20 protein-coding genes are annotated in these 25,622 nt (G+C 65.3%); 4 read left to right on the top strand and 16 right to left on the bottom strand.

Going from position 1 to position 25,622, the window contains the following annotated elements; translation table 11 throughout:
- Nucleotides 1–322: 322 nt before the first annotated feature.
- The 12 genes from QM748_RS18895 to QM748_RS18840 form a co-directional block, all read right to left on the bottom strand.
- On the bottom strand, nt 323–2,245 hold the full coding sequence (locus tag QM748_RS18895; RefSeq protein WP_415248529.1) for an LTA synthase family protein: 1,923 nt from the start codon (nt 2,243–2,245) through the stop codon (nt 323–325).
- Nucleotides 2,246–2,438: 193 nt separating this feature from the next.
- On the bottom strand, nt 2,439–3,902 hold the full coding sequence (locus QM748_RS18890) for a glutamate synthase subunit beta (protein WP_415248528.1): 1,464 nt from the start codon (nt 3,900–3,902) through the stop codon (nt 2,439–2,441).
- The gene (locus QM748_RS18885) at nt 3,903–8,591 is read right to left on the bottom strand and encodes a glutamate synthase-related protein (protein ID WP_415248527.1); all 4,689 of its coding nucleotides are present in this window, start codon (nt 8,589–8,591) and stop codon (nt 3,903–3,905) included.
- A gap of 10 nt (nt 8,592–8,601) precedes the next feature.
- Complete coding sequence (locus QM748_RS18880) at nt 8,602–8,865, bottom strand: hypothetical protein (protein WP_415248526.1); 264 nt, start codon at nt 8,863–8,865, stop codon at nt 8,602–8,604.
- A gap of 119 nt (nt 8,866–8,984) precedes the next feature.
- Complete coding sequence (locus QM748_RS18875) at nt 8,985–10,109, bottom strand: deoxyguanosinetriphosphate triphosphohydrolase (RefSeq protein ID WP_415248525.1); 1,125 nt, start codon at nt 10,107–10,109, stop codon at nt 8,985–8,987.
- Nucleotides 10,110–10,140: 31 nt separating this feature from the next.
- Complete coding sequence (aroB, locus tag QM748_RS18870) at nt 10,141–11,223, bottom strand: 3-dehydroquinate synthase (RefSeq protein WP_415248524.1); 1,083 nt, start codon at nt 11,221–11,223, stop codon at nt 10,141–10,143.
- Nucleotides 11,211–11,756: a shikimate kinase gene (locus tag QM748_RS18865; RefSeq protein WP_415248523.1), complete on the bottom strand. Its 546-nt coding sequence runs from the start codon at nt 11,754–11,756 to the stop codon at nt 11,211–11,213. The genes aroB and QM748_RS18865 overlap by 13 nt, the downstream gene beginning before the upstream one ends.
- A 91-nt stretch (nt 11,757–11,847) precedes the next feature.
- On the bottom strand, nt 11,848–13,947 hold the full coding sequence (pilQ, locus tag QM748_RS18860) for a type IV pilus secretin PilQ (protein ID WP_415248696.1): 2,100 nt from the start codon (nt 13,945–13,947) through the stop codon (nt 11,848–11,850).
- Nucleotides 13,947–14,471 carry a pilus assembly protein PilP gene (locus tag QM748_RS18855; RefSeq protein WP_415248522.1) on the bottom strand — a complete coding sequence of 175 codons (525 nt, stop codon included), beginning with the start codon at nt 14,469–14,471 and terminating at the stop codon, nt 13,947–13,949. The genes pilQ and QM748_RS18855 overlap by 1 nt, the downstream gene beginning before the upstream one ends.
- On the bottom strand, nt 14,468–15,151 hold the full coding sequence (locus QM748_RS18850; RefSeq protein ID WP_415248521.1) for a type 4a pilus biogenesis protein PilO: 684 nt from the start codon (nt 15,149–15,151) through the stop codon (nt 14,468–14,470). Before QM748_RS18850 ends, QM748_RS18855 begins: the two co-directional genes overlap by 4 nt.
- Entirely contained in the window at nt 15,148–15,753 is a 606-nt protein-coding gene (locus QM748_RS18845) for a PilN domain-containing protein (protein ID WP_415248520.1), read from the bottom strand. Before QM748_RS18845 ends, QM748_RS18850 begins: the two co-directional genes overlap by 4 nt.
- Nucleotides 15,750–16,826 (bottom strand): pilus assembly protein PilM, encoded by a 1,077-nt coding sequence (locus QM748_RS18840; protein ID WP_415248519.1) that lies wholly within the window; start codon nt 16,824–16,826, stop codon nt 15,750–15,752. Before QM748_RS18840 ends, QM748_RS18845 begins: the two co-directional genes overlap by 4 nt.
- Before the next feature lie 186 nt (nt 16,827–17,012).
- Here QM748_RS18840 and QM748_RS18835 point away from each other — a divergent pair, with 186 nt between their 5' ends.
- Nucleotides 17,013–19,433, top strand: a complete 2,421-nt coding sequence (locus QM748_RS18835) for a penicillin-binding protein 1A (RefSeq protein WP_415248695.1) — start codon at nt 17,013–17,015, stop codon at nt 19,431–19,433.
- Between the two features lie 68 nt (nt 19,434–19,501).
- Here the strand turns inward: QM748_RS18835 and cyaY are convergent, their stop codons facing one another.
- On the bottom strand, nt 19,502–19,828 hold the full coding sequence (cyaY, locus tag QM748_RS18830) for an iron donor protein CyaY (protein WP_415248518.1): 327 nt from the start codon (nt 19,826–19,828) through the stop codon (nt 19,502–19,504).
- A gap of 36 nt (nt 19,829–19,864) precedes the next feature.
- Here cyaY and lptM point away from each other — a divergent pair, with 36 nt between their 5' ends.
- A complete protein-coding gene (lptM, locus tag QM748_RS18825) occupies nt 19,865–20,065 on the top strand; it encodes an LPS translocon maturation chaperone LptM (RefSeq protein ID WP_415248517.1) in 201 nt (66 codons plus the stop codon).
- Between the two features lie 10 nt (nt 20,066–20,075).
- Nucleotides 20,076–21,356 (top strand): diaminopimelate decarboxylase, encoded by a 1,281-nt coding sequence (gene lysA, locus QM748_RS18820; RefSeq protein ID WP_415248516.1) that lies wholly within the window; start codon nt 20,076–20,078, stop codon nt 21,354–21,356.
- Nucleotides 21,357–21,543: 187 nt separating this feature from the next.
- Here the strand turns inward: lysA and QM748_RS18815 are convergent, their stop codons facing one another.
- Complete coding sequence (locus QM748_RS18815; RefSeq protein WP_415248515.1) at nt 21,544–21,909, bottom strand: hypothetical protein; 366 nt, start codon at nt 21,907–21,909, stop codon at nt 21,544–21,546.
- 258 nt (nt 21,910–22,167) lie between these two features.
- On the opposite strand from QM748_RS18815, the gene dacB reads away from it, so the two are divergent.
- Nucleotides 22,168–23,511 (top strand): D-alanyl-D-alanine carboxypeptidase/D-alanyl-D-alanine-endopeptidase, encoded by a 1,344-nt coding sequence (dacB, locus tag QM748_RS18810; RefSeq protein ID WP_415248514.1) that lies wholly within the window; start codon nt 22,168–22,170, stop codon nt 23,509–23,511.
- 31 nt (nt 23,512–23,542) lie between these two features.
- Here dacB and QM748_RS18805 read toward each other — a convergent pair whose 3' ends face one another.
- Both QM748_RS18805 and ubiD read right to left on the bottom strand, forming a co-directional pair.
- On the bottom strand, nt 23,543–23,965 hold the full coding sequence (locus QM748_RS18805) for a DUF4870 family protein (protein WP_415248513.1): 423 nt from the start codon (nt 23,963–23,965) through the stop codon (nt 23,543–23,545).
- A gap of 152 nt (nt 23,966–24,117) precedes the next feature.
- Nucleotides 24,118–25,608 (bottom strand): 4-hydroxy-3-polyprenylbenzoate decarboxylase, encoded by a 1,491-nt coding sequence (gene ubiD, locus QM748_RS18800; protein WP_415248512.1) that lies wholly within the window; start codon nt 25,606–25,608, stop codon nt 24,118–24,120.
- Nucleotides 25,609–25,622: the final 14 nt, after the last annotated feature.

Here is a 25,622-nt window from a genome sequence, read left to right as displayed (position 1 = left end):
TTTGTGAAAAATCCGTGGAACGGAGAGCTGATCGTAACGCAAACGATAATTCTTACTAATTGAGTAGAAAAAAAACAACACAACTTCCCGCCAACAGGGGAACCAAACGTACTTTTCAGTGTCGCCGGCAGCCGTCGCGCTGCTCGAATCAACGCCGAACTTACGGCCTTGAATCTCGGATTCCACCCCAATCAGGGCCGGCAAACCGAAGGGGCTGCATCACATCATGATTGGCGAGAACAGCAGTAGCCAGCATCCGCTCTTTTCCATGCTGCAGCGCAAAGCGTCAGGCGGCCCAAGCCGAAACACCGGCGGACGCAGCTCAGACGTCGTTGTCCACACCGTCGCCCAGCCCATCGGCCAGCGGCTCGCCGCCGATCTCATCCAGTTCGAGCTCCACCGTCTGCAGGTTGCGCAGCCGCACGGGTGCCTGCAGCGCATGCTGCGCGCCGGTGAATAGATCGCGCTCGAGCACCGAAACCGCCGCCACCCAGGCATGCGAGGCCTCGCAGGCCGATTTTTCCTCGCCCTGCCGGCACACCGTCAGCGCTTTCCCTTCCAGCGTGAAATGCATGCCCGGCAGGGGCCTCACACGCACTGCGTCATCGGCCTGGGCGGCGAAGCGCAGCATGGACTCCCGCTCGTCGCCGAGCAGATCGAGAATCAGGGACGGCAAGGCATACAGCGGCAGGTCGCCGGTGCGCACCGGACCGCTGCGGCCGTCGATGACGATGAGCGGCGTCGACACCATGGTCTGGAACATCTCGTCGTCGAATTCGCCGCGGTCGGGCGCGAGCAGGCCCGATTCGGTATAGCCGCCGTAGTTCCAGCCGAGCGAGGGCAGATGGTCGCCGAACATCACGATGATGGCGTCGGGGTCGCGGCTGCGCAGCTCGCGCAGGAAATCCATCAGTTCGCGGGACTTGTAGTAGACGGTATTGGCGTACGCGGCCACCAGTTCGTTTTCGCTGCTGGCCGTGATGACCGGCGGCCGGGCCTCGTTGAGCGGATAGTCGAGATGGCCGAAATAGGTCAGCACGTAGTTGAACAGCGGCCGGCCGGCCTCCAGCTCCGGGCCGATGCGTTCCAGCACCTGGCGATAGAGGGAGGCATCGCTGAGGAACTCGCGGTTCATGTCGTCGAGCACGAAGTCGCGGTCGGAAAAATACTGGCCGAAGCCCACGCGGCGATAGGCGTTGATGCGGTTCCAGAACGGCGCGGCATTGGGATGCGAAGCGATGCTGCGGTAACCCGCTTCTCCCAGGTGGCGCGGCAGGCAGGGTACGTCGCGGCGCAGGCTGCCTTCGAAGAACACCGCGTCGGTCTGCACCGGGAAACCGCACAAGGCCTCGAACTCGGCATTCGCGGTGTAGCCGCCGAACACCGGCGACAGCGCCCGCGACTTGCCGGCCGCCTTCCACAGCTTGCGGAACCCGGGGTCGAAGGGATCGGCCGACAGGCCGGCGGCCTTCAGTTGCGTCGGGTCCCAGAAGGATTCGAGCACGATCATGTGCACATTGCGGCCGCTGCGGTCATCCTGGCGCTGGGCCGCCTCGAGGAAACCGCTGGGCGCCTTCACCCCGAGCTGCCCCATCGCACCATCGACCTCGGCCATCTGCGGCGGCGGCAGCCGGCGCGACAGGTTGCGCGCCGCCTCCTGCACCAGATGGATCGGCAGTCCGCGCATCTCGTAGTTGCCGCGCTGATTCCACACCCAGTCGCCGAAGCGGGCATCCATCCAGGCCGTCACCGGCTCGGGATGCTTTGCCACCGTCGTGGTCGTGAACACCACGGCCAGCAGGGCCATCCAGGCACGCTGGCGCCTCCAGTCGAACATCCACAGCAGGCCCGCCAGCGGCACAGCCAGCATCGCCACGCTGCCCCACAACTGCCAGCCTTCCAGCAACAAAAAGAGATTCTTCGCCGCGATGAAATCGTCCGGCATCACCGGTCCGCCCAGTACGGCGAGCTTGATCGCGTTGGACACGGTGAAGGCCGAAAACAGCACCACCATCGCCAGCGCAAAGCGCTTCACGCTGCGTGCCATCGAAAAGAGCACGGCCCCTGCCAGCAGATGGGCTGCCAGATCGCGCAGCCAGGCGTCCTGTCCGGGCGACACGCCGATGGCAAAGGCGATACCGGCCTGCGCGGCCACATACCATGCCACCACGATGCCCATCGCACAGGCCCAGTCACGCAGCATCGCGGACGAACGGGCAGGCGGCGGAGTGATGGAACAGGGCATGGCAATACTCCCGGTCAGGATTGGCCGGCAATAATACCTCTGCAACATCACTGTGAACCGAAACCAGGGCCGCACCTGCGGCAACGCAACATGTTCAATTGCGACAAGGCATTACATCCGCCGCCGCCCACTTTGCCAAAATGCAGCGAGGCGATCCGCAGACCGCCTCGCAATCACTGATGGCCGCTCGATTTCAGCGCGGCAGCAGACTCTCGCCCATCAGGAATTCATCGACGGCACGGGCGCACTGACGGCCTTCCCTGATTGCCCAGACGACCAGTGACTGGCCGCGGCGCATGTCGCCGGCGGCGAAGACCTTGGGCACGTTGGTGGTGTAGCAGCCTTGACCGTCGGTGGCGGCGCTGGCGTTGCCGCGCGCGTCCTTGGTCACGCCGAAGGCCTCGAGCACGCCGCCCACCGGGTTGGTGAAGCCCATCGCGAACAGCACCAGGTCGGCCTTGATCTCGAATTCCGAGCCCGGCACCTCGACCATCCTGCCGTCCTTCCATTCGAGGCGACAGGCTTTCAGCGCCTTGACCTTGCCGTTCTTGCCGATGAACTCCTTGGTGGCGACGGCGAAATCGCGCTCGCAGCCTTCGTCGTGCGAGGACGAGGTGCGCAGCTTGGTCGGCCAGTACGGCCAGGTCAGCGGCTTGTTCTCCTGCACCGGCGGCATCGGCATCAGTTCGAACTGGGTCACGCTCGCCGCGCCGTGGCGGTTGGAGGTGCCGACGCAGTCCGAGCCGGTGTCGCCGCCGCCGATCACGACCACGTGCTTGCCCTTGGCCGAGATCGGGTTGGGCTTGTCGCCGGCGACCTGCTTGTTCTGCGGAATCAGGAGCTCGAGGGCGAAATGCACGCCGCCGAGTTCGCGGCCCGGCACCGGCAGGTCGCGCGGCACTTCGGAACCGCCGGTCAGCACGACGGCGTCGAAATCCTGCTGCAGCTGTTCGGCGCTGATCACCTCGGTGGCGTCGTTGACGATGCCGGCGGGCATTTCCTTCGCCCCCACCAGCACGCCGGTGCGGAAGCGCACGCCTTCGGCCTGCATCTGCTCGACGCGGCGGTCGATCAGCCACTTCTCCATCTTGAAATCGGGGATGCCGTAGCGCAGCAGGCCGCCGACGCGGTCGTTCTTCTCGAACACCGTGACGTCATGGCCGGCGCGTGCCAGCTGCTGGGCAGCGGCCAGGCCGGCAGGGCCGGAGCCGACCACTGCCACCTTCCTGCCGGTCTTCACCTCCGCCGGCTGCGGCACGACCCAGCCTTCTTCCCAGGCCTTGTCGATGATCGCATGCTCGATCGACTTGATGCCGACCGGATCGGTGTTGATGTTCAGCGTGCACGCGGCCTCGCAGGGCGCGGGGCAGATGCGGCCGGTGAACTCGGGGAAGTTGTTGGTCGAATGCAGCACCTCGATCGCTTCGCGCCAATGGTTGCGATACACGAGGTCGTTCCAGTCCGGAATGATGTTGTTGACCGGGCAGCCGTTGTTGCAGAACGGCACGCCGCAGTCCATGCAGCGCGCGCCCTGGATCGCGGCCTGCTCGTCGGTCAGGCGGAGCACGAACTCCTTGTAGTTCTTCAGCCGCTTGTCGACCGGCTCGTAGGCCTCGGACAGACGCTGATATTCGATGAATCCGGTTGGTTTGCCCATTTATGCGGCCTCCTTCTCAGCTTCGCGCTGCTCCGCCATCTCGGACAGCGCGCGACGGTACTCATGCGGGAACACCTTGACGAACTTCTTCCGCCAGACGGCCCAGTTGTTCAGGATCTCGCGGGCGCGGACGCTGCCGGCGAAGCGGACGTGGCGCTCGATCAGGCCCTTGAGGATCAGCTCGTCGCCCATCGTCAGGTGGTCGATATCGACCCGGCCGTGGGATTCGAGCTCGTCGCCCGATTCCGAGCCCTGGCGCGCGGCGATCTCGTCCGGCAGCGGTTCGAGCGAGACCTGCGCCATGTTGCAGCGCTGCTCGAAGCTGCCGTCCTCGTCCAGCACGTAGGCGACGCCGCCCGACATGCCGGCGGCGAAGTTGCGGCCGGTCTCGCCGAGCACCACCACGGTGCCGCCGGTCATGTATTCGCAGCCGTGGTCGCCCACGCCTTCCACCACTGCGGTGGCGCCGGAGTTGCGCACCGCGAAGCGCTCGCCGGCGACGCCGGCGAAATACACCTCGCCTTCGGTGGCGCCATACAGCACGGTGTTGCCGACGATGATGTTGCCGCCGGTGTCGCCGCGGAACTCGGCCTTCGGCTTGACCACGATGCGTCCGCCCGACAAACCCTTGCCGACGTAGTCGTTGCCCTCGCCCACCAGCTCGAGCGTGACGCCGCGCGCGAGGAAGGCACCGAAGCTCTGGCCGGCGGTGCCGTTGAGGCGGATGTGGATGGTGTCGCTCGGCAGGCCGGCATGGCCCCAGGCCGCCGCCACCTTGCCCGACAGCATGGCGCCGACGGTGCGGTTGATGTTGCGCACCGGCAGGTCGATGTTGACCTTCTCGCCCTTCTCCAGCGCCGGCTTCGCCAGCGCGATCAGTTGCTGGTCGAGCGCGCCGTCCAGGCCATGATCCTGGCCTTCGGTATGCAGGCGCGGCACCTCGGCAGGCACCGGCGGCAGGTAGAAGATGCGCGAGTAATCCAGGCCACGCGCCTTCCAGTGCGAGATGCCGGCCTTCATGTCGAGCAGGTCGGCACGGCCGATCAGTTCGTCGAACCTGCGCACGCCGAGCTGCGCCATCAGTTCGCGCACTTCCTCGGCGATGAAGAAGAAGAAGTTGACCACGTGCTCGGGCTGGCCGGAGAAGCGCTTGCGCAGTTCGGGGTCCTGCGTCGCCACGCCCACCGGGCAGGTGTTGAGGTGGCACTTGCGCATCATGATGCAGCCTTCGACGACCAGCGGCGCGGTGGCGAAGCCGAATTCGTCGGCGCCCAGCAGCGCGCCGATGACGACGTCGCGGCCGGTCTTGATCTGGCCGTCCACCTGCAGGCGGATGCGCGAGCGCAGGCGGTTCAGCACCAGGGTCTGCTGGGTTTCGGCGAGGCCGAGCTCCCACGGCGAACCGGCGTGCTTGATCGAACTCCACGGCGAGGCGCCGGTGCCGCCGTCATGGCCGGCGACGACGATGTGGTCGGCCTTGGCCTTGGCCACGCCGGCCGCCACCGTGCCGATGCCGATCTCGGACACCAGCTTCACCGAGATGCTGGCCACCGGGTTGGTGTTCTTGAGGTCGTGGATCAGCTGGGCCAGATCCTCGATCGAGTAGATGTCGTGGTGCGGCGGCGGCGAGATCAGGCCGACACCCGGCACCGAGTGGCGCAGGAAGCCGATGTATTCCGACACCTTGTGGCCGGGCAGCTGGCCGCCTTCGCCGGGCTTGGCGCCCTGGGCCATCTTGATCTGGATCTGGTCGGCGTTGACCAGGTATTCGGTGGTGACGCCGAAGCGGCCCGAGGCGACCTGCTTGATCGCCGAGCGCAGCGAGTCGCCGGCCTGCAGGTCGAGGTCGCGCGCGATGCGCTTCTCACCGATCACCTGCGACAGCTTGATCGCTGCGGTCAGCGGCTTGAAGCGCATCGGGTCCTCACCGCCTTCGCCGGTGTTCGACTTGCCGCCGATGCGGTTCATCGCCACCGCCAGCGTGGTGTGGGCCTCGGTCGAGATCGAGCCGAGCGACATCGCGCCGGTGGCGAAGCGCTTGACGATTTCCTTGGCCGGCTCGACTTCTTCCAGCGGCACCGGGGTGGCAGCGGTCTTCAGTTCGAACAGGCCGCGCAGCGTCATGTGGCGCTTGCTCTGGTCGTTGATGATGCGGGCGTATTCCTTGAAGGTGTCGAACTTGCCCGAGCGCGTCGAGTGCTGCAGCTTGGCGATCGCGTCCGGCGTCCACATGTGCTCTTCGCCGCGGATGCGGAAGGCATATTCGCCGCCGGCGTCGAGCATGTCGTGCAGCACCGGGTCGGCGCTGAAGGCGGCCTCGTGCTGGCGGATCGCCTCTTCCATGACCTCGAACAGGCCGATGCCTTCGACCTGGCTGGTGGTGCCGGTGAAGTACTTGTCGAGCAGCCCCTGCTGCAGGCCGACGGCTTCGAAGATCTGCGCGCCGGTATAGGACATGTAGGTCGAGATGCCCATCTTGGACATGACCTTCATCAGGCCCTTGCCGATCGCCTTGACGAAGTGCTTGACGTACTTGGCAGCCGATTCGGCATCACCAGCGAGGTGCTGCAGGGTTTCCAGCGCCAGGTAGGGGTGCACCGCCTCGGCGCCGTAGCCGGCCAGCACCGCGAAGTGATGCACTTCGCGCGCCGAACCGGTCTCGACCACCAGGCCGGCACGGGTGCGCAGGCCCTTCGCCACCAGGTGCTGGTGGATCGCCGACAGCGCCAGCAGCGCCGGAATGGCGACGCGCTCGGCGGTCAGCTTGCGGTCGGACACGATCAGGATGTTGTAGCCGCCCAGCACCGCGTTCTCGGCATCGGCACAGAGCGAGGCCAGGCGCGCTTCGACGCCCGCCTTGCCCCATTCGACCGGGTAGCAGATGTCGAGCTCGGCCGAGCGGAACTTGTTCTGCGTGTAGCGCGCGATATTGCGGATCTTGGCCATGCCGTCGAAGTCCAGCACCGGCTGGCTCACTTCGAGGCGGAACGGCGGGTTGATCTCGTTGATCTCGAGCAGGTTGGGCTTGGGGCCGATGAAGGACACCAGCGACATCACCATCTGCTCGCGGATCGGGTCGATCGGCGGGTTGGTGACCTGGGCGAAGAGCTGGCGGAAGTAGTTGAACAGCGGCTTGTTCTTGCTCGACAGCACCGCCAGCGGCGAGTCGTTGCCCATCGAGCCGGTCGCTTCCTCGCCCGCCTTGCCCATCGGCTCGAGGATGAACTTGATGTCTTCCTGGGTGTAGCCGAAGGCCTGCTGGCGGTCGAGCAGCGGCGCGACGCGGCCGCCTTCGGCGTCGGACACGCTGCCGCCGTTGACCGGCGCGGCCAGGGTGTCGAGCTTGATGTTGATGCGGCGCAGCCAGTCGGCATAGGGACGGGCGTTGGCCAGCGACTCCTTGAGTTCCTGGTCGCCAATGATGCGGCCCTGCTCCATGTCGATCAGGAACATCTTGCCCGGCTGCAGGCGCCATTTCTTGACGATCTTGCTGTCGGGGATCGGCAGCACGCCGGATTCGGAGGCCATGACGACGAGGTCGTCGTCGGTGACGAGGTAGCGCGCCGGGCGCAGGCCGTTGCGGTCGAGCGTGGCGCCGATCTGGCGGCCGTCGGTGAAGGCCACGGCGGCGGGGCCGTCCCACGGCTCCATCATCGCCGCGTGGTATTCGTAGAAGGCACGGCGCTTCTCGTCCATCTGCGCGTGCGATTCCCAGGCTTCGGGAATCATCATCATCATCGCGTGGGCGAGCGAATAGCCGCTCATCACCAGCAGTTCGAGGGCGTTGTCGAAGGAGGCCGAGTCGGACTGGCCGGGGTAGATCAGCGGCCAGATCTTCTGCAGGTCCTCGCCCAGCAGCGGCGAATGCACACCCTTCTCGCGCGCGCGCATCCAATTGTAGTTGCCGCGCAGGGTGTTGATCTCGCCGTTGTGGGCGATGTAGCGGAAGGGGTGGGCGAGATCCCACTTCGGGAAGGTGTTGGTGGAGAAGCGCTGGTGCACCAGCGACAGCGCCGACACGGTGCGCGGGTCGACCAGGTCGAGATAGTACTCGCCGACCTGGTTGGCCAGCAGCAGGCCCTTGTAGTTCACCGTGCGCGCCGACATCGACACCATGTAGAACTCCTTGCCGTGCTTCAGGGCAAGGGCGCCGATGGCGTTGGCGGCGCGGCGGCGGACGACGTAGAGCTTGCGTTCGAGCGCTTCGGTGACCATCACGTCGGCGCCGCGGCCGATGAAGATCTGGCGGATCACCGGCTCCTTGGCCTTGACCGTCGGCGACATCGGCATCTCGGGGTTGACCGGCACGTCGCGCCAGCCGAGCACGACCTGGCCTTCGGCCACGACGGCACGCTCGATCTCTTCCTCACAGGCCAGGCGCGAAGCGGCTTCCTTGGGCATGAAGACCATGCCGACGCCGTATTCGCCGGGCAGCGGCAGGGTCACGCCCTGCTTCGCCATTTCCTCGCGGTAGAGCTGGTCGGGGATCTGGATCAGGATGCCGGCGCCGTCGCCCTGCAGCGGATCGGCGCCGACAGCGCCGCGGTGATCGAGGTTCTTCAGGATTTCGAGGCCCTGGAGCACGATCTCATGGGTTTTCCTGCCCTTGATGTGGGCGATGAAACCCACGCCACAGGCATCATGTTCGTTGGCTGGATCGTACAGACCCTGCTTTTGGGGCAGTTCCATCTTCTTTTCCTCAAAAACGACAGAAGAGTTCACGCGTTCCGGCCTCATCCAAGGCTCGCCAGACAAAGCGAACGCGCACAAAAAAGCCGGGCGCATGCGCACCGGCTTCATGTACCGCACCACAATGGTGCAAAAATCCTGGCTTTATCGACCGATGCACCAAGTTGGAACTGTTACATGCACCATTTTGGTCATCGGCAGCGGGAATCCGCTTGACAAAAAAACTATACGCCCCGGAAACACTGGCTTCAAGATTTTTTTTGCGCTGCGACATACCCTTTTAAAGCAGGAATCGGGCCAGAAAAAGGCACTTTTCTGGAGCAGCCGGGGACAAAGTCCTGCTCACCCCGGGTGGCCTGCAAGGCACGACAGACGCCCCTGCAGGCGCCTGCTTCAGTAGATCTCGCCGACGGCGAACAGGCGGCGGTGTTCCTTCATCGCGTAGCGGTCGGTCATGCCGGCGATGTAGTCGGCAATGGCCCTCGGCTTGTCCTCGCGCGCCATGACCTGGTACTGCGGCGGCAGGATGTGGGGATCATCCATGAAGGCGGCGAACAGCTCGCCAATGATGCGCCGCGCCTTGTTGGTCATGCGCAGCACCTGGTAATGGCGGTAGAGCCGCTCGCGCAGGAACAGCTTCAGCTCGCGCAGGCGGGGCTGCAAGGCCTCGGAATAGGCCACCAGCCGCGGCGCGGCATGCACGTCGTCCAGCGAAGCCACGCCGGCAGCGGCGATGTTGGTACGGGTCTGCTCCAGCAGGTCGATCACCATCAGGTGGATCATGCGGCGCACGGTTTCGTTGATCAGCTTGCGCCCGGACAGCCCGGGCCAGCGCGCCTCGGCCGCGCGTCGCTGCTCGGCGAACAGCGGCACCTCGTCGAGCTGTTCGAGCGTGATCAGGCCGGAGCGCAGGCCGTCATCGACGTCGTGGTTGTTGTAGGCGATCTCGTCGGCCAGGTTGGTGAGCTGCGCTTCGAGCGAAGGCTGGGTACCGTCGAGAAAGCGCTGGCCGAGCGCACCCAGGCGCACAGCATTGGTGCGCGAGCAATGCTTGAGGATGCCCTCGCGCGTCTCGAACATCAGGTTCAGGCCGTCGAAGCCCGCGTAGCGATCTTCGAGCGCATCGACGGTGCGCAGCGACTGCAGGTTGTGCTCGAAGCCGCCGTATTCCTTCATGCAGGCATTCAGCGCATCCTGGCCGGCGTGGCCGAACGGCGTGTGGCCGAGGTCGTGGGCCAGCGCGATCGCTTCGGCGAGGTCTTCGTTGAGGCCCAGCTCGCGGGCGATGCCGCGCGTGATCTGGGCGACTTCGATACTGTGCGTCAGGCGGGTGCGGAACAGGTCGCCTTCATGATTGACGAAGACCTGGGTCTTGTACTCGAGGCGCCGGAAGGCGGTGGAATGGACGATGCGGTCGCGGTCGCGCTGGAAGTTGCCCCGCGCCACCGGTGCCGGCTCGTCATGGGCGCGGCCGCGGGAGTTGCTTTCGGTGACGGCATAGGGTACAAGCTGCAGCATCGCTCATCCTCGCTTCGGGAAACTGCCGGACTCAGCCGCAGCAGGCCTCGATCGCCGCGGCGATGTCAGCCTGCGGTGCCTCGCCGTGGATCACGGCCTTGCCGAGCGCGTGCAGCAGGATCAGGCGCAGCTTGCCGGCTTCGACCTTCTTGTCGTGCGACATCAGCTCCAGGTAGCGTCCGGCGCCCAGCGTCGGCCCGCGCACCGGCAGTGCCGCGCGTTCGAAGAGGGCAACAGTACGGGCAAGGTCGGCACCGTCCAGCCAGCCCAGGCGGCGCGACAGCTCGGCGGCCATCATGGTGCCGGCGGCCACCGCTTCGCCGTGCAGCCACTCGCCGTAGCCCAGCCCGGTCTCGATCGCATGGCCGAAGGTGTGGCCGAGGTTCAGCAACGCGCGTTCACCCTGCTCGGTCTCGTCGGCGGCAACGACTTCAGCCTTGTTGCGGCACGAGACTTCGATCGCGTGGGCCAGGGCCTCTGGCTCGCGCGCCATCAGGGGCTCGAGGTTCTGTTCCAGCCATTCGAGGAAAGCGGGGTCGCGGATCAGGCCGTACTTGATCACTTCGGCAAGGCCGGCGGACAGTTCGCGCGCCGGCAGCGTGTTCAGGGTGTCGATGTCGGCCAGCACCAGCTTGGGCTGGTAGAAGGCACCGATCATGTTCTTGCCCAACGGGTGGTTGATCGCCGTCTTGCCACCCACCGAGGAATCGACCTGCGCCAGCAGCGTGGTCGGGATCTGGATGAAGGGCATGCCACGCTGGTAGCAGGAAGCGGCGAAACCGCCCATGTCGCCGACGACGCCGCCGCCGAGCGCGACCAGCGTCGTGGAGCGCTCGCAACGTTCGGCCAGCAGCATGTCGAAGATGCGGTTCAGCGTCGGCCAGTCCTTGTGCGCCTCGCCGTCGGGCAGCACGACCGAGGCGACGCGCACGCCGGCTGCTTCCAGCGCAGCCTGCAGGCGACCGAGATACAGCGGCCCGACGACGTCGTTGGTGACGATCGCGACGCGCTTCGTCTTCAGGTAGGGCAGGATCAGGTCGGCACGATCGAGCAGGCCGCGGCCGATGTGGATCGGGTAGGCGCGATCGCCCAGGGCGACATTCAGGGTTCGCATGGTGTGTTCTTCAGTTTCTGCTGGGCGAGTTTCTGCAAGCCGTTTTCGATCATGCGCACCATCGTGCCGGGATTGCCGCGCCCGCCGCCAACGATCAGGTGCGCGACCTCGCGGTAAAGCGGATCACGCTGGCGGTACAGTTCCTCGATGCGCTGGCGGGGGTTGTCGACCTGCAGCAAGGGCCGGTTGCGGTCGTTGCGGGTACGCTCGTACAGCACGGCAGGCGGCACGTCGAGGTAGATCACCACGCCGCGCTCGCGCATCAGCTCGCGGTTGGCCGGCGTGGTGACGACACCGCCGCCGGTGGCGATGACGATGTCGGACTCCTGCGACAGCTCGTCCATCATCTGCGTCTCGCGGCGGCGGAAGCCTTCCTCGCCTTCGATCTCGAAAATGGTCGGGATGCTCACTCCGGTACGGGCCACGATCTCGTGGTCGCAATCGGCGAAGCGCACCTTGTGGCGGCGCGCGAGTTCCTTGCCGACCGTGGTCTTGCCGGCTCCCATCATGCCGATCAGTATCAAGCAGTTCACGCGCGATTCGCCGGAAGTCGAAATGAAAAGGTAAAAAGGCGGGCATCCACACAGGATGCCCGCCCCGGCATTGTATCAGCAGCGCAGCGGCTTACCGCAGCGTCAGCTCATCGGCGACGATGCGCGGAGTGATGAAGACCATCAATTCCCGACGCACTGACGATGTGCCACGGTTCTTGAACAAGTGTCCCAGGACTGGCAGATCTCCCAGGAACGGCACCTGTGTAACATCAGATCTTTCATCTTCTTCATAGATTCCACCAATAACAACGGTTCCCCCATTCTCCACCAGGACCTCGCTCTTCACCTTCTTCGTGTTGATTGCAGGCCCGGCCGGGGTGTCCTCACCCCTAGAGTCCTTGTTAACCTCGATCGAAAGCTGCAGCCGGCCATCAGGTGTGATCTGCGGCTTAACCTTGAGTGAGAGCACCGCCTTCTTGAAACTGACGCTCGTAGCTCCAGAACTGGAAGCTTCCTCGTAGGGAATTTCCACCCCTTGCTCAACGGATGCCTCGATCTGATTCGCCGTCAGAACTCGCGGGGATGCCACCTGCCTTATCCGGTTGTCAATTTCCTGAGCGTTCAACTCCAGGTTCAAAAACCGCGTCATGCTGCTATTGAACAGGGTGAGGTTCAAGTTTCCAAATTTCGCCCCCTGAACTCCACTCGTCGATTCACCAGGATTGAAGGTATTTGTTCCACCATCCGTACCTATGGAAGATCTTCCAAAACCTAGTCGAGCCCCGCCTCCGACCCCGACTGTACGCGTACTACCCACACCTAGCCTCACGCCAAGGTCACGTGTGAATGTTTTCTCAGCCTCGACGATGCGCGCTTCGATCAACACCTGCTGCGGCGGGATATCAATCTCTTGCACGACACGGCGCAACGCCTGCAGGCGCGATCCGACGTCAGTCACAAACAGTTTGTTGCTGCGCTCGTCGACATTGATCGAACCACGCTTAGATAGAAACAGTTGATCCTTGCTGCTCAGAAAAGCCTGAATCTCCTTCGCCTTGTGATAATTGATCTGGAAGCTCTCGGTCAACAAAGGCTCAAGATCGCCGATCTGCGCCTTCGATTCAAGCAACAGCTTCTCACGTGCCACCAGCTCATCGTCCGGCGCGATCCAGATCACGTTGCCGTTCTTGCGCATGTCCAGGCCCTTGGCCTGCAGGATGATGTCCAGCGCCTGATCCCAGGGCACATCCTTCAGCCGCAGCGTCAGGTTGCCCTGTACGGAATCGGACGTGATGATGTTGAAGTCGGTGAAGTCGGCGATGACCTGCAGCACCGAGCGCACATCGATGTTCTGGAAGTTCAGCGACAGCTTCTCGCCTTGGTACTGGCCACGCGTGCCCTGAACCAGCTTGTTGGGATCCTCCACCACCCGCTTGACTTCGAGCACGAAGCGATTGTCGCTCTGGTAGGCGTTGTGCTCCCACAAGCCATTCGGCACCACGGTCAGGCGTACGTTGTCACCCGACTGCTGCGCCGTCATCGACGTCACCGGCGTGCCGAAATCCAGCACGTCGGAGCGGCGGCGCAGATGCTCGGGCAGCGAAGTCTTGAGGAGCTCGACAACCAGATTGCCGCCTTGCTGGCGGATATCGATGCCCGCATCCGCACTCGACAGATCGACGACGACCCGCCCCTCGCCTTCGGCGCCGCGGCGGAAGTTGATGTCGCGCACGGCCATGCCGCCGCCGGCTGCGACCCGGGATTCGGCGAAGTTGCCCTGCGCCTGCTCGACGACGGAGCCGCGCGCTTGCTGCGCCTTGCCCTGGTGGATGGCGATGATGAGGTTGCGGCCGTCGATTCGCGTCTCATACGGACTGAGCTTGACCAGGTTGAGCACCAGCCGCGTGCGGTCGCCGGCCTGGATGATGTTGGCGCTGCGCAGATCGCCCTGCTCGATGTTCTGCATGTTGCGCCCCAGCGCATTGCCGGTGTCGCGGAAATCGAAGGCGATGCGGGCGGGGCTGGCAACGCTGAAGCTCGGCGGCGGGCTCGCCAGCGCTTCCTTCATCGTCAGGCGCAGATAGATCCCGTCGTCGTGCTGCGCGACGTCCAGCGCTTCGATCTGGTTCGTCTGGCTCTGGGCCTGTACCGCGTCCTGGGCCAATGCGGCAGACATCGGCGCGAGTCCCACAAAGGCCGTGGCCAGCACCCAAACTCGAATGTGTTTCATCATCTCCCGGCCTCCTGCCGTTCCTGCAGGACTATCGGAACTTCACGTTCGACCCAGTCGCCCTGCGCGTCCTCGACGAGCTCCTTCAGGGCTAGGCCACTCTCGCTGATGCTCGTGACCACACCGAAGTTCTGTCCCATGTAATCTCCGACCTTGACCTGATGCAGGTTCTTGCCCGCGAGCACGAGGGCACGGTTGCTCTTGCCCTGCGACAGCACGCCGACCATGCGCAGCGACTCGAGCGGATAGGCTTCGAGCGGCTCCTTGCGGCGATTCAGATCGGGCCGCAGCGAAGCATTGACCACCCGCTTCTCGACCTCCATGCGCCCCTTGGAAAAGGGGTCGTCCGCGGTGCTGCCGACATATTCGACGATCGGAAACGGTTTGATCTCGGGCAACGCCTTGACCGAGCCGCGCATGCCCTTGGCCTGCTCGTCCATCCAGGCGCGAATATCCTCCTGCTCACCGCTGCTGCACGCCGCCAGCATCGCGGCGGCGCAGGCGAGGGCCAACGCACGCTTCATCGTTTCTTCCCCTTGGCTGCCGCTGCCTTGGCATCCTGGCGCTGCTTGGCGACCTCTTCCTCGTCCAAGTAGCGATAGGTGATCGCCTTGGCCTCGAGCTTGAGCCGGCCGTCCTTGTCGGTGTTGATCGCGAGGTTGTTCAGCGTGACGATACGCGGCATGCGGGCGACGTCGCTGGCGAATTCGCCCAGCTCGTGATAGTTGCCGGTGACGCGGATGTCGATCGGCATCTCGGCGTAGAACTCCCTGACCACGTTGTTGCCCGGCTTGAACAGCTCGAACTGCAGGCCGCGGCCCAGCCCCGCCTGATTGATGTCCGACAGCAGCGAATCCATCTCGGCCCGATTGGGCAGCTGCTTCAGCAAGGCGCCGAACTGCCTGTCGATCTCGGCCAGCTGGTGGCGGTGCTCGTCGAGATTGACGGCCTGACGCTTCTTCGCCACCCAGCTCTCGCGCAGTTGCACTTCTTCCTGTTCGCGCTGGGCCAGGGTATCCGCCTGTTCCTGCCAATCGAACCACCAGAAGGCAGCCAGGGTCGCTGCTAGCAGCCCGGCCATGACAGCCACCCTCGGCGCCAGCGGCCACATGCCCGGATCGTTCGAATCGAGCCCCTTGAAGTCCTGCGCCAGCCGCTTGAAGTCGATCCCCCGCGCACTCTTGCGCGTGTCAGCCGCTTTCACTTGCGCCCCCTGTTCGCCTGCGTGGCGCTGCTGGTGGCCTCGGCAGCCTGCTCTTCGAGCTTCGGACGCTCGATTCCGATACCGAGGTTGAATTCGCTGACGCGACGGTCGTCGATCGCCGCCGCCTTGGTCTCGACCAGCGTCGGCCGCTCGAGGAAGGGAGAGTCCTCGAGGTTGCGCATCAGGTGCGATACGCGCGCATTGGATTGGGCATAGCCGACCAGGGTGATGCGATTGCCCGTCTGTTTGACCGACTTCAGATACACCCCCTCGGGTATGCCGCCGGCCAGTTCATTGAGCAGGTGGACCGACTCGGCGCGCGTGCTCTGCAGATCCTCGATGACCTTCTTGCGCACCAGCAAGGAGTCGATCTGATCCTTGAGACGGCGGATTTCGGCGATTTGCTGATCGAGCTTGGCGATTTCCGCCTTCAGGAAGGCATTGCGCGCCTCCTGCCGCTCGATGTAACCGGTGTAGATCGAATGGACCAGGAAACCGATCAGCGCACCCAGCACGATCATCGCCACCGACAGCACGTAGAACTGCGTGCGGCGCTGCTTGCGCTTTTCTGCACGGTGCGGCAGCAGGTTGATACGGATCATTCGTCGAACCTCCGCAAGGCCAGCCCGCAAGCAACCATAAGGCAAGGCGCGTCGGCCAGCAGACTCTTCGGCCTCACCTTGGAGGAAACGGTCATGCCGGCGAAGGGGTTGCCGACGATGGTTTCGACCTGGGTGCGCGCAGTGACGACGTCGGCCAGGCCCGGCATGGTCGCGCAGCCGCCCGCCAGCACGAGATGGTCCACCTGGTTGTACTGGGTGGAGGTGAAGAAGAACTGCAGCGCGCGCGAGACTTCGAGCGCCAGACTGTCGAGGAAGGGACGCATCAGATCCCGGCGATAGGTATCGGGCAGCGAGTCCGCGCGCTTGGCCGCCTCTGCCTCATCGGCGCTCATGCCGTACTGCCGGGCGATGTCCTGCGTCAGCTGGTTGCCGCCAAAAGCCTGCTCGCGCACATAGATCTGCTGCCGGTTGCGGAACACGCTGACATTCATCACGTTGGCGCCGACGTCGATCAGGCCGATCACCTTGTCCCGCCCGGCATTCGGCAACTGCCGGCTGACGAGGTCGAGCGCGACTTCGATCGCGAAGGACTCGACGTCGATCACCGTAGCCTTCACTCCGGCCGCCTGGGCAACGGCGACACGGTCCTCGACCTTGTCCTTGCGCGAAGCGGCGACCAGCACCTCGAGCTCGTTCGGGCTGCCCGCCGCCGGGCCGATGACCTGGAAATCGAGATTGACCTCGTCGATCGCGAACGGAATGTACTGATTGGCCTCGGATTCGACCGCGACCTCCATCTCCTGCTCGCGCAAGCCGGCAGGCAGGATGATCCGCTTGGTGATGACGGACGAGGCCGGCAGCGCCATGGCGACGTTCTTGACGCCTGGGCCGAAACGCCTCAGCGCACGGCGCACCGCCTCACTGACCGCCTCGAGGCTGGCGATGTTGCCGTCGACGACGGCATCGCGCGGCAAGGGCTCGATGGCATAGCGCTCGACTTTGTAAGCTTCCTTGTCCCCCCCGGACAGCTCGACGAGCTTGACCGATGAAGATGAAATATCGAGCCCTGCCAGCTGGCTTGCGGCAGAGCCGAAAAAGGGGAGTTCAATCACAAAGAAAGTCCTTACATTTCTTCATGTTACGGGCAAAATATGATTTTTGCCTTGAAATCGTATCAATAAGTTTCGGCAGGTGTAAAGCAAACTGCATCACGCTTCACTCCAGGAAACGGCTGGAAACCGCCAGCTCCGGGGCCATCTCGTATAATGCGCACCCCAATGACGTTTCCTGGACTGCTGATGCGCTGGGTCCTCTATCCGATCGCGGCGCTGTTGGCGCTGGTGGTTCTCGGTCTTGCCACGCTGGCAGCGATGGCGCTGTTCGCCTGGCCGAATCTCCCTTCACTGGAATCCCTGACCGACTACCAGCCACGCGTCCCGTTGCGAGTATATACGTCGGATGGGTATCTTCTGGGCGAATTCGGTGAGGAGCGCCGTGATGTGGTTCGCATTGCCGACGTCCCTGCGCTGCTCAAGCACGCCATTCTGGCCGCGGAAGACGAACGCTTCTACGAGCATGCCGGCGTCAACCCGATGGGCATCGCGCGCGCGGCACTGTCCAATCTGACCACCGGTGGCCGCGGGCAAGGCGCATCGACGATCACCATGCAGGTGGCACGGAATTTCTTCCTGACGCGCGAGAAAACCTACAACCGCAAGCTCTATGAAATCCTGCTCTCGTTCAAGATCGAGCATGAACTGAGCAAGGACCAGATCCTCGAGCTCTACATCAACCAGATCTACCTGGGCCAGCGCGCCTACGGCTTTGCCGCGGCAGCGCGCACCTACTACGGCAAGACCCTGGAGCAGCTGACCCTGCCGGAAGCGGCAATGCTGGCGGGACTGCCGAAAGCCCCCTCGGCCTTCAACCCCGTAGTCAATCCCTCTCGTGCCGCGCTGCGCCAGCAGTACGTACTGCGCCGCATGGCCGAGATCGGCATCATCACGCCGAGCGACTACGAAAATGCCATCGCCGACGTCACGCCGACCCGCAGCCAGCGCGTTACGGCCGTCGCCCGCAAGCAGCAGGAAAGCGCCATCCATGGCGACTACGTTGCCGAGATGGCACGCCAGATCGCAGTCGAGCAGTTCGGCGACCAAGCCTACGAACTGGGCATCCGCATCTTCACCACCGTCACCCGCAAGGACCAGGAAGCCGCCTACGCTGCGCTGCGCAAGGGGGTCATGGACTACGACCGGCGCCACGGCTACCGCGGCCCCGAGGCCTTCGCCGAGCTGCCGCCGAACGATGCCGCGCCCGAACAACTCGACGAACTGCTGGCAGGCCGCGGCGACTACGACGAGCTCCTCGCCGCAGTGGTGCTGCAGGCCTCGGCCAAGGAAGTCACGGTCTATCGCCGCGGCGAAGAGTTCAGGATCAGCGGCAACGGCCTGCGCTTCGCCGCGCCCATGCTGTCCGACAAGGCACCGCAGACGCGGCGCATTCGCCGCGGCGCCATCATCCGCATCCGCAGCAGCGGCAACGACAGCTGGGAAATCAGCCAGGTTCCCGAGGTTCAATCAGCCCTGGTGGCGGTCGATCCACGCGATGGCGCCGTACGCGCCCTGGTCGGCGGCTTCGACTTCAACCGCAACAAGTTCAACCACGTCACCCAGGGCCAGCGCCAGCCAGGCTCGAGCTTCAAGCCCTTCATCTACTCCGCCGCGCTCGAGCGCGGCTACGGCCCGGGCCACGTGGTCGCGGACGAACCGCTGTATTTCCCCCCCGGCGTCACCGGCAGCCAGGCCTGGGAACCGAAGAACTCCGACGGCAGGTACGCCGGACCGATGACGATTCGCGACGCCCTCGCCCGTTCCAAGAACATGGTGTCGATCCGCGTGCTGCAGGACATCACGCCACGCTTCGCCCAGGATTACATCGGCCGCTTCGGCTTCGACTCCGCCAAGCACCCGCCCTATCTGCCGATGGCGCTGGGCGCCGGCAGCGTCACGCCCTGGGAACTGGCCGGCGCCTACGCGGTGTTCGCCAACGGCGGCTACCGCATCAACCCCTACGTGATCAAGGAAATCTACGACGGCAACGGCAAGCTGGTCGCACGCACCAATCCGGCAGTTGCAAGTGAGAGCGCGCCGCGCGTGCTGGACCCGCGCAACGCCTGGCTGATGGATTCGATGCTGCAGGACGTGGTGACGCGCGGCACCGCCACTCGCGCCCGCAGCCTCAAGCGCAGCGACCTTGCCGGCAAGACGGGAACCACCAACGATTATCTGGATGCCTGGTTCTGTGGCTACAACCCCGACCTGGTCGCCGTATCCTGGGTTGGCTTCAGCCAGCCGCGCAACCTGGGCCGAGGCGAGACCGGCGGCGCTGCGGCACTGCCGATCTGGATCGACTACATGCGCACCGCGCTTGCAGGCACTCCGGAGATCCGGCGCCCCCGCCCTGGCGGCCTGATCCAGGTCGAGGCCGGCGACGGCAGCCGCACGGACTACCAGTACGCCGAATACGAGCCTCCCGAGCCGCCGGTAGCACCGGACTGGCTGCGGGAAATGTTCGCATCAGACCAGGGGCCGGCCCTGGAGGCGCCGGAAGAAGCCATCCCGCCTGTTGCCCCGGCCCCTGCGCCGCCTCCACCCATCCCTGCCGCGCAGGCTCCGGCTCCGGTCGAAGACCGCATGCCGGTGCCGATCCGGCGATGAACGGCGCGGGCTGGCCGTCCGCAACCGGCCGTCCGCAACCGGCCGTCCGCGACTGGCCGTCCGCGGCTTCAGTACGGACGGGCCAGGGTGACGGCCTCTCCCGCCTGCTCGCTCGCCAGCGCCGACAGCATCGCCCACAGCTCGCCATCGTCGCGGGTGTTACGCCAGGTGCCCTCCATCGGACGGAAATGAAAGCCGCCGGACCTGGCTGCGACCCAGATCTCGCGGGCAGCAGTATGGCGGTTGATGATCATCTTGCTGCCGTTGTCGAATTCGATCTCGAGCACGCCGCCAGGCTTGGGCTCGATGTCGATGTCGGCACCACAGGCATCGAAGGCGTTCTCGATGTGTGCCAGCTCGGCCTCGGCCAGCATGTTGAATGCGGACTCTTCCATGCGGATTCCTTCTGATAGCATTCCGGTTTTTCGTGAATGATGGCAATGCGAGCCAAACTTACTGCAATCGCGCTTGCCTGCGCGCTGCTGTCGGCCTGTGGCATCAAGGGCCCGCTTTACCTGCCCGCGCCCGGGACCGGTGCCTCCGGCCAACCCGCGCAGGGCGCCGATCATAGCAAACCCTCCCAGCCACAGGCCCAGGATGAACGGCCAGGCCAATACACGCCGATCCAGTGACCCCGACGCGATGAGCATTTCGAACGCCCCTCTCAGCCCTCTGCCCACTCCGACCCTGCACGCCCGGGATGGCATCCTCACCCTCGAAGGGTGCTCCCTGGCGCAGGTCGCCGAAAAATTCGGCACGCCGACCTACGTCTATTCGAAGGCCGCGCTGACCGCCGCCTTCGAAGCCTGGCAGCAGGCCCTGGCCGGCCGCCCCTCGCTGGTCTGCTATGCAGTGAAGGCCAACTCCAACCTCGGCATCCTGTCGGTGTTCGCCCGCCTGGGCGCGGGCTTCGACATCGTCTCCGGCGGCGAACTTGCACGCGTGCTGGCCGCCGGCGGACAGGCGGGCAAGGTCGTGTTCTCCGGCGTGGGCAAGACGCGGGACGAGATGCGCCAGGCGCTGAAGGCCGGCATCCGCTGCTTCAACGTCGAATCCGCGACCGAACTCGAGCGCCTCGACGCAATCGCCGGCGAGCTGGATGTGCTGGCGCCGGTGGCCTTGCGCGTCAATCCGGACGTCGACCCGAAGACCCACCCCTACATTTCCACCGGGCTCAAGGGCAACAAGTTCGGCGTCGCCTTCGCCGACGCGCAGACGCTCTACCGCCGCGCCGCGGCGCTGCCGAACCTGCGCATCTGCGGCGTCGCCTGCCACATCGGTTCGCAACTGCTCGACCCGGCGCCGATGGCGGAAGCTGCGCAGAAAGTCGCGGACCTGGTGGATCGCCTCGCCGGCGACGGCATCACGCTCGACCATATCGACCTCGGCGGCGGCCTTGGCATCCGCTATCGCGACGAAGCACCGCCGATGGTGGCCGACTACCTGGCGCCGCTGCTGAAAGTATTCGAAGGCCGCAGGGAAGAACTCTGCTTCGAGCCCGGCCGCTCGCTGGTCGGCAACGCCGGCCTGCTGCTGACTCGGGTCGAGTACCTGAAGCCCGGCGAGACGAAGAACTTCGCCATCGTCAACGCCGCCATGAACGATCTCGCCCGCCCGGCCCTGTACGACGCCTGGCACGAAGTCGTCGAAGTCGCTGCGCCCTGCGCCGATTCACAGATCTACGACATCGTTGGCCCGATCTGCGAGAGCGGCGACTTTCTGGCCCGCGAACGCCGGCTGGCCGTTGCCGAAGGCGACCTCCTGGCCATCCTGTCGGCCGGCGCCTACGGCATGACGATGAGCTCCAACTACAACACCCGGCCGCGCGCCGCCGAAGTCATCGTCGATGGCGAGCAGGCGCATCTGGTGCGTGCACGTGAAACCGTGGCCGCGCTGTTTGCGGACGAGAAGCCGCTGGCCTGAAAGGCCAGCGATCGGTCGGATCAAGCCGCGCAGGAGCGGCCTTGGCCGCGATGCGGCTCTCCAGAGGCAGCTTCAGCCGCGAAAACAGCGCGCGGAACAATATCAGGCCCTGTTCGCGGCTGGGCGCCCCCGGCTGGGCGCCCCCGGCTAGGCGCCCCCGGCTAGGCGCCCCCGGCTGAAGCCGCTTCTACGGGGGCTGGGTGCCCAGCGGTTCGGCCGCTCCATCACCGAGGCGCTCGGACTCCTGATAGAGCGCCCGGCCAAAGGCCTTCCAGGCCTTGCCACCGCTGGTATGCACGCCGATCTGCGCACTCTGGCGCATGGTATCCAGCATCAGATCGGCCAGGGCGAACAGTTCCCCCGTGAGCTTGTCCTGGCGAACCGGGCTGCGCAGAAGCTTCATCACGCCTCCCGATTTCGTGCTCAGCGCCTGCCGGGCCAGTTCCCGCATCCTTGCCTGGTCGTCCCAATCCAGTCCCAGCGCCAGGCCGCGCTTGTAGATCTCGCGCTCCAGCTCGTCGGCCGTGCGCGCATAATGTCCGAATCCACTCATTCTCGATACTCAGCAATCAGGCCGGAGCACGTGCTCCCGGCACCTGCACCCATGAAATCCCACAGGCGTATTCTTTTTTCATCACAGTCTCCATCGGCCCCATTTTATCGTCGTGCAGTCACGCGCCACGGCCCTCTCCGGCACGCACCGTGCTGCAGTGCACTACTCCAGCGATTCTGCCATTACCTGAGCCTGCTTTGCAGCGTTCTGATCCTGTTCGCGCCACCTGCCTCCGCCGCCGACGGATTTCCGCCGCCGGTGAAACTCGCGCTCGAGCGCGCCCGGATCAGCGAGGATGCGGTATCGGTCTGGGTGCAGCCGGTGGACGCGGCACGCCCCAGCATGGCCTTCAATGCCGGCAAGCCGATGAACCCGGCCTCGGTGATGAAGCTGCTCACCGCCTTTGCCGCGCTGGACCGGCTCGGCCCCGCCTGGACATGGACTACCCAGCTCGCCAGCAATGCCACCGTATCCAGCGGCGTGCTGGGCGGCGATCTGTACATCATCGGCAGCGGCGACCCCGTGCTGGATCAGGAGCGGATCTCAAAACTGCTGCGGCGTCTGCGCGGCCTGGGCATCGACCGCATCGCCGGCGACATCGTGCTCGACGCCTCCGTGCTGAAGCTGCCCTTGCATGACCCCGACGCCTTCGACGGCCGCGGCCTGCGCCCCTACAACAGCGGCCCGCACGGCCTGCTGATGCACTACAACACCCTGCAGCTCGCGCTGTTTCCCGGCAAGGCCAACGAAACCGTGACGGTGGTGGCCGAGCCGCCGCTTGCCGGCGTGACCATCGACAACCGCATCCAGAGCTCCGGCAGCAGCTGCGGCGTCTGGCACGACAAGCTCGAAGCACGGCTCGAACCCGGCCGCCGCCTCGTGCTCAGCGGCAGCCTGCCCGCAGCCTGCGGCCCGCGCACCTGGAGCGCCGCACCGCTGCCGCCCGCCGAATACGGCGCCGCGCTGGTCGCCACGCTGTGGTCGGAAGCCGGCGGCCGGCTCGATGGCCAGGTGCGTGACGGCACTGCCCCGATCGGCATTCGCAGCCTGCTGACGCACGAATCTCCGCCGCTCGCCGACATCGTCCGCGACATGAACAAATGGTCGAGCAATATCATCGCACGCCAGTTGCTTGCCGATCTCGGCGCTTTTGTCGCCGGCCCGGCCAGCGACGCCCCTGACATGGTTGCCGCGGGCGCCCGCGCCACGAAGGAACAACTCGCCGCCGCCGGCCTCGATGTCGATGGGCTGGTGATCGAAAACGGTTCGGGCCTGTCGCGCATCGAGCGGATCCGTGCCGACACCCTGGGCAACATGCTGCTGCTGGCCTGGCGCCGGCCATGGATGCCGGAATACATCTCGGCGCTGCCGGTCGCCGGCCTCGACGGCACGGCGCGCAAGCGCCTGCGCGACAGCCCGGCCAGCGGCCAGGCTCATATCAAGACCGGCACGCTGAACGGCGTGCGCGCGATCGGCGGCTACCTGCTGGACAGCAAGGGCCGGCGCCACGTGGTCGTGATGATGGTGAACCACCCCGAGGCCGCCAACAGCGCCGCCGCGCAGGATGCACTGCTGGAATGGGTGTGGGCCGGCCAGCCCTGAGAAAGGCTGGCCGGAGGCCTGGCGCCAGGCCTCAGCCCTGCGGCGGCATCGGCATCGGCGCGCGCTGCAGCAGCCCCCACCAGCCGCGCACGATGCGGTAGAGAATCCACAAGCCGACGATCAGCATCAGCCCGAATGCGAACGGCAGGCCGATGACGGTCACGGCCATCAAGGCCGCGATCACCACCCACAGCACCGCGAACCAGAAGGTGCGGATCTGCCAGCGGAAATGGCTTTCCAGCCAGGTATCGCGCACCGCCGTCTGGTTCCAGTAGTTCAGGATCACCGCCCCGATCGACGGCAGGCTGGCGATGAAGCCGAAGATGATCATCGTCGACCCGACGACTGCGGAAAACACCGCGAACGCATGCAGGGCATAGACCAGATGCGTGACGGTGACCATGTTCTCGGACGGCTGCCCGATCGGCAGCGGGGCGGGAACGGGATTGCTCATCGATTCTCCTCGGTTGCACGTGCTGCGCGGGATTGGCGGCATCCGTGACGGCGACTTCGACCCCCTGCCCGCCTCGGCGTTCAGTCCAGGGGTGGCATCAAACGTAAGCGGGTGTTCCACTGCGGCATGGCATCACGCCGCAACGGCGGCCATCACAGGCCGAGCTCACCCCATATCGCATCGACCCTGGCCTTGACCTCGGCATCCATGACGATCGGCGTGCCCCACTCACGGCTGGTCTCGCCCGGCCACTTGTTGGTCGCATCCAGCCCCATCTTGCTGCCCAGGCCCGCCACCGGGCTGGCGAAATCGAGGTAGTCGATCGGCGTGTTGTCGACCAGCGTGGTGTCGCGGGTCGCGTCCATGCGCGTGGTCAGCGCCCAGATCACTTCCTTCCAGTCGCGGATGCGCACATCGTCGTCCACCACGATGATGAACTTGGTGTACATGAACTGGCGCAGGAAGCTCCAGATGCCGAACATCACCCGCTTGGCGTGGCCGGGATACTGCTTGCGGATGCTGACCACCGCCAGGCGGTAGGAGCAGCCTTCGGGCGGCAGGTAGAAATCGACGATCTCGGGAAACTGCTTCTGCAGCAGCGGCACGAAGACCTCGTTCAGCGCCAGGCCCAGCATCGCCGGCTCGTCGGGCGGCTTGCCGGTGTAGGTGCTGTGGTAGATCGGATCGCGCCGCATGGTGATGCGCTCGATCGTGAACACCGGGAATTCGGACACTTCGTTGTAGTAGCCGGTGTGGTCGCCGTAGGGCCCTTCCGGCGCCATGTCGCCGGGGTGGATCAGGCCTTCGAGCACGATCTCGGCCGATGCCGGCACCTGAAGATCGTTGCCGATGCAGTTCACCAGCTCGGTCTTGGCGCCGCGCAGCAGGCCGGCGAACTGGTATTCGGAGATCGTGTCCGGCACCGGCGTCACCGCGCCGAGGATGGTGGCCGGGTCGCAACCCAGCACCACCGACACCGGGAAAGGCTCGCCCGGATGCGCGCGCTGGTGCTCGAGGAAATCCAGCGCGCCGCCGCGGTGGGCCAGCCAGCGCATGATCACGCGGTTGCGGCCGATCACCTGCTGGCGGTAGATGCCGAGGTTCTGGCGCTTCTTGTGCGGCCCGCGCGTCACCACCAGGCCCCAGGTGATCAGCGGCGCGGCGTCGCCCGGCCAGCAGTGCTGGATCGGCAGCTTCGCCAGGTCGACTTCATCGCCTTCCCACACCACCTGCTGGCAGGGGGCGGAACGGACTTCCTTCGGCGCCATGTTGAGCACCTGCTTCAGCACCGGCAGCTTGTCCCAGGCATCCTTCAGGCCCTTGGGCGGCTCCGGCTCCTTCAGGTAGGCGAGCAGCTTGCCGACTTCGCGCAGCGGCGTGCTCCAGTCGCCGTCGGCGACGTCCTCGCCCATGCCCATCGCCACCCGCTCCGGCGTGCCGAACAGGTTGGCGAGCACCGGAATGGCCTGCGGCACGCCGCGCGTCAGCGGCTTCTCGAACAGCAGCGCCGGGCCGCCGGCGCGCAGCACGCGGTCGGCGATCTCGGTCATTTCCAGGTGGGTATCGACCGGCAGCGTGATGCGCTTGAGTTCGCCGCGGGCTTCGAGCTGGCTGATGAAGTCGCGCAGGTCGTCGTATTTCATGCGGGCATCCCAGG

It is taken from the genome of Thauera sp., from assembly GCF_047601425.1.
Taxonomy (GTDB): domain Bacteria; phylum Pseudomonadota; class Gammaproteobacteria; order Burkholderiales; family Rhodocyclaceae; genus Thauera.
Note: the sequence above shows the minus strand (reverse complement) of the source record. Positions and strands in the feature narration are given on the sequence as shown.